This is a genomic window from Bradyrhizobium sp. USDA 3364 (assembly GCF_054056355.1).
Map to the genome: position 1 here is coordinate 102,092 of NZ_JBSRYG010000002.1, position 13,146 is coordinate 115,237.

Genomic DNA, 13,146 nt, shown 5'->3' on the forward strand with positions numbered 1-13,146 from the left:
CCTCAGCTTCCATTCAGGATCGCCCAGCACCCGGTGCGTTCCAGCACGGGCTTCAACGCAGCGCGATCACCGGCATCGAGTGCGGCGAACTTCTCGCGCAGCTGCTGCAGGCACTTGACCTGATATTTGAACGGCGCCAGCGCGTAAGGCAGACGCCAGACATTGATCTCGAGCCGTTCGGCGCCTTTTGCGAAAGCATCCGCATTGGCGGCCAGGAACGGCAGATAGAGTTCACCGGCGATCCGCAGCAGCGCCTCGGCGAAGCCGCCGAGCGCCTGCTCGCGCGGATACCACTTGCCTTCGACACCGGATGCGTCGTCGAGCCGCCGCACCCAGTGATCGGTGAACGGCGCACGCTCGCGCATGATCCGCATCGGGGTCGGGTCGGTCGCCATCTCGCTGAGCTGGCCGAACCAGGCGAAATCTGCCAGCGACGGCCGGCTGCCGAACAGATAGCTCGTCATGCCGACATGCGGCTCGAACGCCGCAAGCGTCCGGCGATAGCTCTCCTCGAGCAGCGGCCTGTTCTCGTCCGTCGCGCCGAGAATGACCATGCGCGAAATCTGCCGCTGCCGGAACTCCTCGATTTCGTCGCGGCTGCCGGCTGCGGCTTCCGATGTCGCCCATTCCTCTCCGGCCCAGCGCGACACATAGGCCTGGTCTTCCGGATCCCACCAGCGATAGAGAAACAGCGGCTTCACCGCCCATTCGTCGGCGAGGTCCTCGAGCAGATCGCAGACGAATGCGACGACCTTGTCCTCGGGGATCACCGAGCGTCCCTGGTGACGCGCTTCCAGATCATAGGCCAGCGTCGTGGTCTCGCCGCGATAGCTGCCGTCGGGATATTGCAGCACCGGGATCAGCATCGGCTTCAGATGCGCTGTCGCCTGGCGCAGCGCCTTGGTCATGATCACCCAGTCGTGCGGAATCCGCCGGTAGCGCATCAGCGCACGCAGCTTGATCGCATAGGGCGATGCGGTCGAGCCGATCAGGCGATAGCGGCCCTCAGTCATGATGATTGCTCCGGAAACGCCGGATTGCCGTAAGGATAGTACCGCGTCAGATCAACATTCCTGTAAGGCAGCTTGTCCAGGCGCGTCGTGCCGAGAAACGGCTGGTCCGGTTCGACCAGCAGGATCGTCTTGGCAAAGCCGTTGTCGTCAAAGCCGCGCCGGAAGTGGACACGCGACTTGATCGCCATCACGTCGAATGCATCGATGTCGGGCACCAGCGCCTTCAGCGGGAACGGCTCCACGATCTGCACAAGATAGGTGGAGAGGATCAGCACGTTGTTGCGGCCGAAGCGCACGCAGACCCAGAACTGCCCGTAGCCCTCGGTCGCTGCCGAAATGATGCCCTGAATGCGGACCGGATCGCCTGCCGACTCGTCGGCGAGGCCGCCGATCTCCATGTCGAAGGCATCGCCGGCCTTGGCGCCAGACGCCTTCACGCTTCCCGTCGCCTTGGCATCCGCGATGGTCGCGATGACAGTGTTGGCGACGTCCTGCGCGATGATCTCGCGCAGCAGCCAGGTTGCCGATCCCGACCGGTCGCTGTGATCGGCAAGCACCACCGGCGTGCGGCCATCAGCGGCGGCCTGCTTCGCCAGCGCCACGCCTTCGGCGATGCTGTGCAGCCTGGTCGATTGCAGCAGCGCCTCGCGCAGCCGCCAGATCGTGCCGGCCAGATCGCGCGCGACCTGCTCTGCGAGCTTCGGGTTGTCGTTGGTCAGGACCTGCACGGTCATGCCGACGTCGGGAACATCGGCGAAGGGAAAGCCGAAGAAGATGTTGACGTAGACGTCGACCTCGCGGGCCTCCCACACCAGCGCGCGCTGCACGAGATCCATCCACGGTCGCGCCCCGGTCCATTGCAGCACGGTGGGCGAGATCACGGGAACCTTGATCGTCCTGTGCATCGGCTTGTAGTCGCCGCGGATCGCACGGACCAGCATGCGTGCCGCCCGTTCGCCCTGCAGATGCGCGTCATAGTGCGGGAAGTATTTAACGGCGAACGCCATGTCCGCCTGCTCGAGGAACGCCTCGTCCTCGTTGCCGTGCGGATCGAAGGTTGCGGCGATGAATGCCGAGCGGCCGACCACCTCGCGAACCTGCCGCGCCAGATCGGCCTCCGGCCGCGGCACGTCGCGCACCGCCATCGCGCCGTGCAGGCAGAGATAGACACCGTCGAACGGCCCCTCCTCCTTCAGCCCGGCAATCATCCTGCCGGTGAAAGTGCGATAGGCTTCCTGGGTGATCCAGCCCGATCCGGTGTAGGTTTTCGGCCAGAGCGGGGATTCGATGCCGACCAGTTCGACCTCGGCGAACTCGCGCGCCACCTGCACGAAGCCGCCCATGTAGTTCTTGGGATCGAACTGCAGCAGCGCCTCGCCCTTGGCCGGCGAGCCCGGATAGATGAAGTCGTCGAGCGTGGTCTCGTTCGGCAGGAACGAGACGGTTTCGTGGGAGAAATGCAGGACGGCGATACGTATCTTGCGATCGCTCATTTTGTGCGCCTCACCTCTTTTTCCGCATACTGGCATTGAACCCGCCGCGCGCCAATCCGCATTCGGTTTTTGCCCGCCAGCCCTGCAAATAAGCAGACGCGCTGGAGCTTGCCGCCGCGCCGATTCTGCTATCTTCCACGGCAACGATCACAGGTTTTTCCAAGGAGAGAACGCCATGAATCCGCCCGTCAGCTCGCCCGCGATCAAGGTCGTCAAATCCGTTCGCGAGCAGGTGAGCGCCGAGGAATGGCAGGCCCGTGTCGATCTCGCCGCCTGCTATCGCCTGACGGCGATGTACGGCATGACCGAGATGATCGCGAACCACATCTCCTGCCGCGTGCCCGGCACCACCGACCAGTTCCTGATCAACGCCTACGGCATGCTGTATGAGGAGATCGACGCCTCCAGCCTGATCAAGGTCGACGTCGAGGGCAACACACTGCTCAACGCAACCGACTACGACGTCAATGTCGCCGGCTTCGTCATTCACAGCGCCATCCACATGGCCAAGCACGACATGGACTGCGTCGCGCATACCCATACCCCGGCCGGCATGGCGGTCTCCGCGATGGAATGCGGTCTGCTGCCGCTGGCGCAGACCTCGATGCGCTTCCTGCACATCGCCTATCACGACTTCGAAGGCATCGCCGATAATGTCGACGAGCGCGAACGCCTGGTGCGCGACCTCGGCGACAACGAGGCGATGATCCTGCGCAACCATGGCCTGCTGGTGGTCGGCCGCACCGTGCCCGCCGCCTTCAGCGTGCTGTTCCGCCTCGAGCGTGCCTGCCAGACCCAGGTGATGGCGCTATCCTGCAACACCAATCTGACCTACCCACCACAGAACATCCTCGAAGACACCTATGAGCGGATGCTGCCCAAGCCCGGTCGCGCCGCCCGCAACGGCGAGCTCGCCTGGCCCGCGCTGCTGCGCAAGCTCGATCGGGCGGACCCGTCATATCGGGAGTAAGGCGACTGAGCGTGAGGCGCTACCCCAACTCCGGTGTCGTCCCTGCGAAAGCAAGGGACGCATACGCCGCGGCGGGGGTTTTGAACGGGACGCGTCGTTCCGACATCGCTCAACAACAACCATTCGTGGTTATGGGTCTCTGCTTTCGCAGCGACGACAGCGAGCGTGTGGCGCGCGGCCAGTGTGTGTCGTACCCCCGCCATCTCTCGACATCGCCGCGCGGGCTCACAGCTCGGCTGCCAGCTCGACGACCTGGTTTCGCAACCAGGCATGGGCCGGATCGTGATCGTAGGAGGCGTGCCACAGCAACGTCACGGGCATCTCGCTCAGTTCCACCGGCGGCGGGCTGAGGCTGAGCCCGAGCTCAGCGGAGAAGCGCGTGGCCAGGCGCGCTCCCATGGTGACGATGACGGGCGCGTGCGCCACCAGATGCGGGACGGTGAGGAAACGCGGCGTGGTCAGGGCAACCGTGCGCTGCAGGCCGAGCTTGTCGAGCGCTTCGTCCACGATGCCGCGCACGCTGCGGGCTGGCCGCAGGCTGGTGAGCACATGAGGCAGCCTTACGTAGTCCTCAAGCGAGATCGGCGGCGTGATACCGGTCTTCTCGGCATTGAACATGCACACGAAGCGCTCGGTCAACAGCGTGCGCCGCTTGTGATGCAGTTGTCCCTGCGGGAGCGGCCCATGGGCGACGGCGAGATCCAGCTCGTCGGCGTCGAGGTCATCGAGCAGCCGGGACGCATCAACATTGTAAAGCCGGAAGTGAACGCCCGGTGCGATCTCGCGCATGCGCGCCAGCAGAACGGGCATGATCAGGATTTCCATGCTGTCCGACAGTCCGAGCCTGAACGTCCGCACCGCCGTCGCCGGATCGAAGGCCTGGTCGCGCAACACCACCGCCTCAACCTGCATGAGCGCGGTTCGCACCGGCTCGCGCAAGGCCGCCGCACGCGGGGTGAGACGCATGCCATCGGCCGCACGCGTCAGCAGCTCGTCATCGAACAGCTCGCGCAGGCGGGCGAGGTTGTGACTCATCGCGGATTGGCCGATGCCGACGCAGGCGGCCGCCTTCGTCACGCTCCGTTCGGTCAGCAGCGCATCGAGATGAACCAGCAGATTCAAGTCGATACGACCTAAATTAGTGATATCGATGACCATTATCGATCCCATCTGTTTGATCGATAATCATAGTCTAACCATCTCCTCCGGCAAGGGAGCCGATGGGCTATCGCCCGCCGCCCAAGTCCACCCCAAGCCAACGGAGGATCTCATGTCGATCCGCAGCACAATTCTCGCAGCCGCCCTCACCCTGGCCTCACTCGGAGCCGCGCACGCAAGCACGCTCAGACCGATCGAAGGCCAAAGCATCCATCTCGGCGACGTCTCCGGCGTCGTCTACTACACCGTCGAGCCCGACGGATATCGCGTGGTGACCACGCTCGCGCACGGCGAGGCCGGAACGCCTATCCGATTCGTCTCGGTGTTGGCGCCCGGTCAGCGTGCCCTGCTCTCGACGCCGAACCAGGCAGGCGCGCTGGAGATCAGCCGCAACGGCGCCGGCCTGACCGTCCGCAAGTCAGGCGCACTCTCCGACTAGCCCGACACCGTCGGTGTCTTTCCGATACCCGTCCAGGAGCCGCAGATGTCCACGATCCGCCTTCATCGCACGACAAGCCTGACGCCCGAGCAGTACGTCGCCGGCCTCACTGACTTTGGGCCGGGCCGCTCGAAGCTCTTCGCCAACAGCGCCGACGCCGATCTCAGGGTGCATGATCGCGGCCCTTCGCATGCGGACGTGACGGAAGGTTCGGGCGGGTTCTGGGAACGTTTGCACTACGACTGGTCCGACCCCGATCGTGTCGTGCTGACGACGACCGACTCCAATGTGTGGGGCGGCGCGTCGGGCCACATCTACAACTTCACGCGACGGCACGATGGCGCCACCGACATCGACGTGGTGGTGGTGCGCGACGGCAAGAACCTGAAGGGATGGATCCTCGGCCTCGTGCTCCGCACCGTCGGCAGAGGCGTGCTGGCGAAAGCGTTCGAGAACTCCGTCAAGGCGATCGAGGCCCGCAATATTGCTGTCGACCAGCGCAGTCTAGTCGCCGCGTAGCGCGCCGGTCAGCTTCCAAGTTGAATGGTGCGCTCCAGCGCCGCGGCGAAGCCATTGAGCGGGACGTTGAACACGACCGCCTGCCCGGTGTTGATGTTCTGCGCGGCAACCGTCAGCGTCTTGGCCTTGCTCATGGTGTCGGTGACGACGGTGGGAAAGGATACCGGAAGCAAGCAGCCCTGCGCCGTGCAGGTGGAGAAGCGCGTCTGCTCCAGATCCTTGCCGTCAAGTTTGACGACGGCCCCGGCGTCGAGCTTCAGCCCAAACGGCATCAACATGTTGCCTTCGGTCTTTCCGTTCCTGCGGAGCAGCTCGATGGCGAAGACTTGCTGATTGGTCTCTTTGGAGGTCTGCGTCTGACTGAGCGTGCACAGTCTTGCACCGCCGTCGAGCTGGCATTTGACGATCCAGTCTCCATAGGTCTCGCTGATCGCGGACGCGCCCTTGGGAAGCTGCACGGCCCGGACCGCGCCCTCCGCCGCGGACGTCTGGCTGCGCGTGTCGACCGGAATCGAGACGGCGCCCGCGCCGGCATCCGATAGATCATGGGTTCGAGCGGCCTGCGCCGGGCCGATGCCGGCCATGACGACGAGGGCTGCGATCGCCCGAAGACGCCTGTCTGCTGCGCTGACTCCGACCATGCATTCGCTCCGCCGCGTTACGTCCGGAAACCGATTTTCCTTTGTGTGGGCATATTTCCCACATATGCGAGGTACGTGTATTTGGAGAACCGCCGACATGCAAGAGATTATCGCCGCCACCGTCATTGTTGCGATTGTTGCGTTCTGCGGCGGGTATTTTTGGGCCGTTGCGCGCGAGACCAGGATCTCGGACAGGCAACAGCGGAAATGACGCGGCCTGTCGCCAGCGCAGCATCCCGAAGACCCTCTTCCCTCGCGCGATTTGCCCGCGGCGCGTTTTCAACTAAGCTCGCCGGATGGACATGCTCGTCAAGCTCTATGCCCTGCCCGATTCCCGGCCCGCCTATGATCGGTTGCAGCAGGCCGGAATTGTCATGCGCCGCGCGCTCGCCCCTGAAAAGCACAAGGTCACAGCCTGGGTGCGGGAGACGTTCAGCGAGGCATGGGCCAGCGAGACCGAGGTCGCATTCAGCCGCCAACCGGTCTCCTGCTTCATCGCGGTCCAGCAGAAGAAGATCCTGGGATTCGCTTGCCACGACGCGGCGTGTCGCAACTTCTTCGGCCCGACCGGTGTCGCGCCGAAGGCTCAGCAAGGCGGCATCGGCAAGGCGCTGCTGTTCGCCTGTCTCGAGGACATGAAACACCAGGGCTTCGGCTACGCCATCATCGGTGGCGTCGGGCCGGCGGATTTCTATTCGAAGGCCGTCGGCGCGGTGGCCATCGAAGGCTCCGCGCCGGGAATTTATCGGGGACTGTTGTAGTTCGCAGGATGGTCGGGACCACGGGTCAGCGCGACGTGCGCCCGATGATGCGTTGCGCCAAGCCCATCGGCTTCACTGTAGAACCTGGTTTCGCGAACTCAGGACGGAACCCGAAATCCGTTCAATCGCAATCGCTTGCACACAAGCATAAGTTGCGCACGCGTCGACGGTATTCCGGACCGGATGCGCACCACACTCTGCGTTTCCATGATCCCGCCCCTCGCATCGAGAGGACACAAATATCGGTGCCGATCGTCATCGACACGACATGAGGACCTTGCGCCTGACATGCCGCCGATGATCAACTCGCTGATCGGAACGCTTCTGCATCGTTGGGGAAACATGATGTTCAAGATGATTGCGATCGCGGCCGGTCTGGGGCTCGCACTCGTCGCCACGGCGGCGGCCCAGACACCGCGCAAGGGCGGGACCATTCGCATGACGGCGCCCTATGGTTCCAGCTTCACCAGCATGGACGTCCACACGACACCCCGCGCCCAGGATGAGATCTACGCCAAGGCTCTGCACCGGTCGCTCTACATCTGGGACTCGACCGAAGGCAAGCCGGTTCTGGAACTTGCCAAGGAGGTCACCGTCTCGGGCGGAGGTCTCGTTTACACCTTCAAGCTGCGCGACGACGCCTATTTCCACAACGGCCGCAGGATGACGGCCGACGACATCATCTGGTCCTACAATCGCATCATGGACGGCACCAAGGCCTATCCCGGCGCACGCTTTGTCCGCATCATCGAGGGCGCGGCCGAGGTCGAGAAGGGCCAGGCCAAGGAGATCTCCGGCCTGAAGAAGATCGACGACTTCACCCTCGAAATGAAGCTGATCGAAAAGGTCGATCCCGCGTTCTATTTCTTCACCGCGTTGACCTCGATCTATCCCGCCGATGAGGGCGCCAAGGAGAGCTTCATCCAGAAGCCAATCGGTCTTGGTCCATTCAAGTTCGTCGAGCACGTGCCGGGATCGCGCATCGTGCTCGAACGGTGGGATCGGTTCTACAAGCGCGGCAAGCCTTACGCCGACAGGATCGTCATCTCGTTGATGGGCGAAGCCGCGGCGCGCGATGTCGCCTTCCGCAACAAGGAGATCGATACCTCGGTGCTCGGGCCGGCACAGTATGTCGCCTATCAGGCCGACCCCGATCTCAAGGGCACCATCGTCGAGGTCGCCGAGGTCTTCACGCGCTATATGGGGATGAATCCCGCGTTCAAGCCTTTCTCCGACAAGCGGGTTCGGCAGGCCATCAACTACGCGATCGATGCCGATCTGATCATCAACAAGCTGGTCAAGGGCAAGGCCTATCGCGCCACGAGCTGGCTGCCGCTGACCTCGCCCGCGTACGACAAGGCCATGAAGCCTTACCCCTACGATCCCGCGAAGGCGAAGCAATTGCTCGCAGACGCGGGTTATCCCACGGGCTTCGAGTTCGAATGGACCACCAGCCAGAATGAGAGCTGGGGCTTGCCGATCGTCGAGGCCGCGATCCCGATGCTGGACAAGGTGGGCATCAAGATAAAGGTCAAGCAGGTCGAGACCGCGGTGCTGGCGGAGGTCATCCGCAAGGGCGACTTCCAGGCCTTCATCTATTCCCAGGCGACCGGCCCGGACCCGCAAGCCGCGCTCAAATGCTTCCATTCGGCGACGCCGCAATCGGCGTGCAACTACACCAACTTCAAGAACGCCGAGTTCGACAAGATCATCGACGATGCCGGGCAGACCGACGACGCCGCAAAGCGCGTCCAGCTGCTGCAAAAGGCCAATGCGCTGCTCCATGACGAAGCGCCGGTCTGGTTCTTCAACTACAACAAGGCTGTCATGGCCGTGCAGCCCTGGCTCAAGGGAATTCAGTTGGACGCGACCGAACTGACCCATCAGAACGTCGAAGACCTCTGGGTCGACGAGAGCTCGCCCGCGAAGTGACAGGTGCCATCGCTCTCCCTCCATCGTGAGACATGACGGAGGGAGTGAGGAAAACGTCCAATGCTGTCCTTCGCGATCCGTCGAGTCCTGCAAACCATCCCGACCGTGCTGGCCGTCGTGCTGCTGATCTTCGTGCTGTTCAGCGTCGTTCCGGGCAGCATCGCGTCGAGCATGGGCGATGACGGCCGGGGCCCGACGGACCCTCAGGTCGTGGAGCGCATGAAGAAGCAGCTCGGCCTCGACGAGCCGGTTTACGTGCGGTTCGGCTCCTATGTCGCCAAGCTCACGACCGGCGATTTCGGGACCTCGTTCCGCACCCGTGAGCCGGTCACGACCATGATTGTCAAGCGGATGTGGCCAACGCTGCAATTGATATTCGCGGCACTGGCGTTTGCGGTCGCGGTCGGCGTGCCGCTCGGCTTCATCGCCGCGCTGAGGCCGGGCAGCATCGTCGACACGATCTCGATGGTGCTGGCGGTCTCCGGCCTCTCGATGGCCAAGTTCTGGCTCGGGCTGCTGCTGATGTATCTGTTTGCATTGCAGCTCGGCTGGCTGCCGAGCTTTGGCTATGGCAATGGCGGGCTCAAATATCTGCTGCTGCCTGCCGTGACGCTCGGTGTCTCGCCGATGGCGCTGCTGGCGCGGACGACGCGTGCAGCCGTGCTCGAGATCATGACCGCGGATTTCGTCCGCACGGCGCGCTCGAAGGGCATGAGCGAGACCCGGGTCGTGACGTGGCACGTGATGCGCAATGCGCTGGTCATCATTCTCACGGCGATCGGCCTGCAATTCGGCGTCGTGATGGGACAAGCGGTCGTCGTCGAGAAGCTGTTTTCCTGGCCGGGCATCGGCTCGCTGCTGGTCGACAGCGTCCTGCAACGCGACATTCCCGCCGTGCAGGGCACCATTCTCGTGGTGGTGCTGTTCTTCCTTGCCGTCAACACGCTGGTCGACCTGCTCTACGGCGTGATCGATCCGAGGATCAGGTACGCATGAGCGGTGCTCGCTTTCATCACGCCTGCACGCGATCGGCCGTGCAGCCCGCCACGGCGGAGCGGCCGCGATGAAGCTCGGAACCAGCGCGATCATCGGTGGGGTGCTGTTCGCGCTTGCGATCTTCGTCGGCCTGTTCGCGCCGTGGCTGGCGCATACGGATCCGGTGATGGGCGCCAACCTCATGAATGCGGAAGAACCGCCGAGCTGGCTGTGGTGGTTCGGTACCGATGCGCAGGGACGCGATATCTATTCTCGCGTCGTGCACGGCGCGCGCATCTCGCTGACGGTCGGCATCGTCTCGCAGCTCGTCAACAGCGTGATCGGCGTGACGCTGGGCCTGACCGCTGGCTATTGGGGCGGCTGGTGGGACGACTTCGTCAACGGGCTGACCAATCTCATGCTCGCTATCCCCTCGCTGATCTTCGCACTCGCCATCATGGCGGTGCTTGGGCCCGGCCTGACCAGCCTCCTGATCGCGCTCGGATTGACCAACTGGTCGTTCACTTGCCGGATCGCACGAGCCTCGACGCTGGCGCTGAAGAGCCAGGGCTATGTGCAGGCCGCAAGGGTGCTCGGCTATGGCGACTTGCGCATCATGATCACGCAGTTGCTGCCGAACATGGTCGGCCCCATCATCGTCATCGGCACGCTGGGCATGGGCGGCGCGGTGCTGGCCGAAGCCTCCCTCTCGTTCCTCGGCCTCGGCATCCGTCCACCGTATCCAAGCTGGGGCAGCATGCTGTCCGAGGCCCGCGACCAGATCACCACGGCGCCGTGGCTGTCGGTCTTCCCCGGCCTGGCAATATTCCTGACGGTGCTCGGCCTCAATCTGCTCGGCGACGGCTTGCGTGACGTGCTCGATCCCCAATCGCGGAGCCGGCGCGCATGACGGCTCCCCCGCTGATCGAAGTCGTGGACCTGCGCATCGATCTCGACGACGGCGCCAAGCATGTTGCCGCGGTCGAGGACGTTTCATTCCGCATCGATCGCGGCGAGACATTCGGCCTGGTCGGCGAGTCCGGCTGCGGCAAGAGCATCACGGCGCTCGCCCTGATCGGCCTGCTGCGCCGGCCGCTCTCGATCGCCGCCGGCGCCATACGTTTTGAGGGCCGCGAGATCCAGGGACTTTCCGCGGCCCACCAACGCGCGCTGCGCGGCAACCGCATCGCCATGATCTTCCAGGAACCGATGACGGCGCTCAATCCGGTCTCGCCGGTTGGCCGGCAGATCGCGGAAATGTTCGTCCTGCACAAGGGCAAGAGCTGGCGCCAGGCAAACCAGCTCGCCGTCGAGGCGCTGGCGAATGTCCGGGTCCCCGCGCCGGAGCGACGGGTGAAGGATTATCCGCACCAGCTCTCGGGCGGCATGCGCCAGCGCGTGATGATCGCCATCGCGCTCGCATGCGATCCGGATCTTCTGATCGCCGACGAGCCGACTACCGCGCTCGACGTGACGGTGCAGGCGGAAATCATCGAACTGATGCGCAATCTATGCGCCGAGAGGGGCACGGCGATCCTGATGATCAGCCACGATCTGGGCCTGGTCGCCAATGTCTGCCGCCGCGTCGGCGTCATGTATGCCGGCCGCATCGTCGAGGAACGCAGCTCGGATGACATCTTCCGCGCCTGCGCACATCCCTACACGCAGGGCCTGGTCGACTCGCTGCCGCGGCTCGGCAGCCGCGCGGCACTTGGCCGGTCGCGGCTCCGGGAGATCGCCGGCGTCGTACCGGCGATCGCGGACTTTCCGAGCGGTTGCCGCTTCAATCCGCGTTGCGCGCAGGCGACCGATATCTGCCGGACCACCGTACCGGAGACGACATGGCTCGATGCAGGCGGGCTCGTCAGGTGCCACCACCATGCCTGAACCCGCGGTGAGACCCGGCGACGATGTCATCCTCAGCGTGGAGGATCTCGCGGTTCATTTTCCGCTTGGCGGCGGCCTGCTGGGCGGCGGCCGGCGGCTGTTGCGAGCGGTCGACGGCGTCGATCTCAAGCTGAAGCGCGGTGAGTGCCTCGGTCTCGTCGGCGAATCCGGCTGCGGCAAATCGACCGTCGCCCTTTCGCTGCTTGGGCTGCTGACGCCGACGCGAGGCAGGATCGTGCTGGACGGGCACGTCGTGACCGACCGGCGATCAGTCGATCGAAAGCAACTGGCCCGTATTGCCCAGATGGTGTTTCAGGATCCCTACGCCTCGCTCAATCCGCGCCAGACCGTTCGCCGCACGCTCGAGGACCCGTTGCGGCTGCATGGCGTCACGGCCCAAAGCGAGATCGACGGACGCGTTGCGGAGATGCTCAGGCATGTCGGGCTGCGGCCCGAACAGGCCGGCCGCTACCCGCATGAATTTTCGGGCGGCCAGCGCCAGCGCATCGGCATCGCCCGCGCGCTGATCCTCAATCCCAGGATCGTCATCTGCGACGAACCCGTATCGGCGCTCGACGTCTCGATCCGTGCCCAGATCATCAACCTGCTGCTGGAATTGAAGGAGAGTCTCGGCCTCTCCTACATCATGATCAGCCACGACCTCGGCGTCGTCGAGCATATGAGCGACCGGGTCGCGGTGATGTATCTCGGCCGCATTGTGGAGACCGGCGGCTGGCGCGACATCTTCGAACGGCCGGCCCACCCGTATACGCAAACCCTGATCGCCGCGATTCCCGATCCGCTACGCCGCGCACCGCTCGCGACGACAAGGGGCGAGCTCCCCAATCCCCTCGATCCGCCGGACGGATGTGCATTCAGTCCGCGCTGTCGTTACGCGGAAGCGGTGTGCCAGCGCGACCCCGCGCCCTCGCTTGAAACGCGTGCGGACGGGCACGCGGTGCGGTGCTGGCGGGCCGACGAGATTGCCGGTCAGCTTGCAAGCTGAATGGTGCGCACGAGTGCCGCGGCGAAACCGTCGAGCGGGACGTTGAAGACGACAGCCTGCCCGTTGCTGATGTTCTGCACGGCAACGGGGAGCGTCTTGGCCTTGCCGATGGTACGGTCACGACAGGTGGCCGCCATCCCGCATCTCGCGCGATTTGCCTGCGGGGCGCATTTTCCACTAAGGTCGCCGGATGCTGTTCGCCTGTCTTGAGGACATGAGACACCAGGGCTTCGGCTACGCCATCATTGGCGGGACCGGGCCGGCGGAATTCTATACGAAGGCTGTGGGCGCGGTGGCCATCGAAGACTCCGCGCCGGGGATCTATCGCGGATTGCTGTAGCTGCGCCGCTGG

Annotated in this window: 15 protein-coding genes; 10 read left to right on the forward strand and 5 right to left on the reverse strand. The window is 64.3% G+C overall.

The features are described from left to right. Nucleotides 1-2: 2 nt before the first annotated feature. Nucleotides 3-1,013 carry a glutathione S-transferase N-terminal domain-containing protein gene (locus ACVILL_RS00685; protein WP_456727371.1) on the reverse strand — a complete coding sequence of 337 codons (1,011 nt, stop codon included), beginning with the start codon at nucleotides 1,011-1,013 and terminating at the stop codon, nucleotides 3-5. Beyond that, complete coding sequence (locus tag ACVILL_RS00690; protein WP_456727372.1) at nucleotides 1,010-2,506, reverse strand: M81 family metallopeptidase; 1,497 nt, start codon at nucleotides 2,504-2,506, stop codon at nucleotides 1,010-1,012. Before ACVILL_RS00690 ends, ACVILL_RS00685 begins: the two co-directional genes overlap by 4 nt. A gap of 175 nt (nucleotides 2,507-2,681) precedes the next feature. Here ACVILL_RS00690 and ACVILL_RS00695 point away from each other — a divergent pair, with 175 nt between their 5' ends. Next, nucleotides 2,682-3,476, forward strand: coding sequence for a class II aldolase/adducin family protein (locus tag ACVILL_RS00695; protein WP_456727373.1), 795 nt, complete (start codon nucleotides 2,682-2,684; stop codon nucleotides 3,474-3,476). Nucleotides 3,477-3,701: 225 nt separating this feature from the next. On the opposite strand, the gene ACVILL_RS00700 is transcribed toward ACVILL_RS00695, so the two are convergent. Next, entirely contained in the window at nucleotides 3,702-4,634 is a 933-nt protein-coding gene (locus ACVILL_RS00700; protein WP_456727374.1) for a LysR family transcriptional regulator, read from the reverse strand. Here ACVILL_RS00700 and ACVILL_RS00705 point away from each other — a divergent pair. Then, nucleotides 4,627-5,073, forward strand: a complete 447-nt coding sequence (locus ACVILL_RS00705) for a hypothetical protein (protein ID WP_456727375.1) — start codon at nucleotides 4,627-4,629, stop codon at nucleotides 5,071-5,073. The genes ACVILL_RS00700 and ACVILL_RS00705 overlap by 8 nt on opposite strands. Before the next feature lie 45 nt (nucleotides 5,074-5,118). Then, nucleotides 5,119-5,592, forward strand: coding sequence for a hypothetical protein (locus tag ACVILL_RS00710; RefSeq protein ID WP_456727376.1), 474 nt, complete (start codon nucleotides 5,119-5,121; stop codon nucleotides 5,590-5,592). Nucleotides 5,593-5,600: 8 nt separating this feature from the next. On the opposite strand, the gene ACVILL_RS00715 is transcribed toward ACVILL_RS00710, so the two are convergent. Next, nucleotides 5,601-6,233, reverse strand: coding sequence for an invasion associated locus B family protein (locus ACVILL_RS00715; RefSeq protein WP_456727377.1), 633 nt, complete (start codon nucleotides 6,231-6,233; stop codon nucleotides 5,601-5,603). Between the two features lie 296 nt (nucleotides 6,234-6,529). On the opposite strand from ACVILL_RS00715, the gene ACVILL_RS00720 reads away from it, so the two are divergent. From ACVILL_RS00720 to ACVILL_RS00745, 6 genes are all read left to right on the forward strand, one after another. Beyond that, nucleotides 6,530-6,994, forward strand: a complete 465-nt coding sequence (locus tag ACVILL_RS00720) for a GNAT family N-acetyltransferase (RefSeq protein ID WP_456727378.1) — start codon at nucleotides 6,530-6,532, stop codon at nucleotides 6,992-6,994. 342 nt (nucleotides 6,995-7,336) lie between these two features. Further along, nucleotides 7,337-8,926 (forward strand): ABC transporter substrate-binding protein, encoded by a 1,590-nt coding sequence (locus ACVILL_RS00725; RefSeq protein WP_456734135.1) that lies wholly within the window; start codon nucleotides 7,337-7,339, stop codon nucleotides 8,924-8,926. Nucleotides 8,927-8,986: 60 nt separating this feature from the next. Further along, nucleotides 8,987-9,922 (forward strand): ABC transporter permease, encoded by a 936-nt coding sequence (locus ACVILL_RS00730; RefSeq protein ID WP_456727379.1) that lies wholly within the window; start codon nucleotides 8,987-8,989, stop codon nucleotides 9,920-9,922. Nucleotides 9,923-9,989: 67 nt separating this feature from the next. After that, nucleotides 9,990-10,811, forward strand: coding sequence for an ABC transporter permease (locus tag ACVILL_RS00735; protein ID WP_456727380.1), 822 nt, complete (start codon nucleotides 9,990-9,992; stop codon nucleotides 10,809-10,811). Continuing rightward, nucleotides 10,808-11,788, forward strand: coding sequence for an ABC transporter ATP-binding protein (locus ACVILL_RS00740; RefSeq protein ID WP_456727381.1), 981 nt, complete (start codon nucleotides 10,808-10,810; stop codon nucleotides 11,786-11,788). Before ACVILL_RS00735 ends, ACVILL_RS00740 begins: the two co-directional genes overlap by 4 nt. Next, a complete protein-coding gene (locus tag ACVILL_RS00745; RefSeq protein WP_456727382.1) occupies nucleotides 11,781-12,794 on the forward strand; it encodes an ABC transporter ATP-binding protein in 1,014 nt (337 codons plus the stop codon). The genes ACVILL_RS00740 and ACVILL_RS00745 overlap by 8 nt, the downstream gene beginning before the upstream one ends. On the opposite strand, the gene ACVILL_RS00750 is transcribed toward ACVILL_RS00745, so the two are convergent. After that, on the reverse strand, nucleotides 12,779-12,931 hold the full coding sequence (locus ACVILL_RS00750) for a hypothetical protein (protein WP_456727383.1): 153 nt from the start codon (nucleotides 12,929-12,931) through the stop codon (nucleotides 12,779-12,781). The genes ACVILL_RS00745 and ACVILL_RS00750 overlap by 16 nt on opposite strands. Nucleotides 12,932-12,984: 53 nt before the next feature. Here ACVILL_RS00750 and ACVILL_RS00755 point away from each other — a divergent pair, with 53 nt between their 5' ends. Then, nucleotides 12,985-13,134, forward strand: coding sequence for a hypothetical protein (locus ACVILL_RS00755; RefSeq protein ID WP_456727384.1), 150 nt, complete (start codon nucleotides 12,985-12,987; stop codon nucleotides 13,132-13,134). Nucleotides 13,135-13,146 lie beyond the last annotated feature (12 nt).

Excerpts from the sequence above, each read along its gene's own strand:
- ACVILL_RS00685 (WP_456727371.1), bottom strand. The coding sequence starts at position 1,013 with ATGACTGAGGGCCGCTATCGCCTGATCGGCTCGACCGCATCGCCCTAT.
- ACVILL_RS00690 (WP_456727372.1), bottom strand. The coding sequence starts at position 2,506 with ATGAGCGATCGCAAGATACGTATCGCCGTCCTGCATTTCTCCCACGAA.
- ACVILL_RS00695 (WP_456727373.1), top strand. The coding sequence starts at position 2,682 with ATGAATCCGCCCGTCAGCTCGCCCGCGATCAAGGTCGTCAAATCCGTT.
- ACVILL_RS00705 (WP_456727375.1), top strand. The coding sequence starts at position 4,627 with ATGACCATTATCGATCCCATCTGTTTGATCGATAATCATAGTCTAACC.
- ACVILL_RS00700 (WP_456727374.1), bottom strand. The coding sequence starts at position 4,634 with ATGGTCATCGATATCACTAATTTAGGTCGTATCGACTTGAATCTGCTG.
- ACVILL_RS00710 (WP_456727376.1), top strand. The coding sequence starts at position 5,119 with ATGTCCACGATCCGCCTTCATCGCACGACAAGCCTGACGCCCGAGCAG.
- ACVILL_RS00715 (WP_456727377.1), bottom strand. The coding sequence starts at position 6,233 with ATGGTCGGAGTCAGCGCAGCAGACAGGCGTCTTCGGGCGATCGCAGCC.
- ACVILL_RS00720 (WP_456727378.1), top strand. The coding sequence starts at position 6,530 with ATGGACATGCTCGTCAAGCTCTATGCCCTGCCCGATTCCCGGCCCGCC.
- ACVILL_RS00725 (WP_456734135.1), top strand. The coding sequence starts at position 7,337 with ATGATGTTCAAGATGATTGCGATCGCGGCCGGTCTGGGGCTCGCACTC.
- ACVILL_RS00730 (WP_456727379.1), top strand. The coding sequence starts at position 8,987 with ATGCTGTCCTTCGCGATCCGTCGAGTCCTGCAAACCATCCCGACCGTG.
- ACVILL_RS00735 (WP_456727380.1), top strand. The coding sequence starts at position 9,990 with ATGAAGCTCGGAACCAGCGCGATCATCGGTGGGGTGCTGTTCGCGCTT.
- ACVILL_RS00740 (WP_456727381.1), top strand. The coding sequence starts at position 10,808 with ATGACGGCTCCCCCGCTGATCGAAGTCGTGGACCTGCGCATCGATCTC.
- ACVILL_RS00745 (WP_456727382.1), top strand. The coding sequence starts at position 11,781 with ATGCCTGAACCCGCGGTGAGACCCGGCGACGATGTCATCCTCAGCGTG.
- ACVILL_RS00750 (WP_456727383.1), bottom strand. The coding sequence starts at position 12,931 with ATGGCGGCCACCTGTCGTGACCGTACCATCGGCAAGGCCAAGACGCTC.
- ACVILL_RS00755 (WP_456727384.1), top strand. The coding sequence starts at position 12,985 with ATGCTGTTCGCCTGTCTTGAGGACATGAGACACCAGGGCTTCGGCTAC.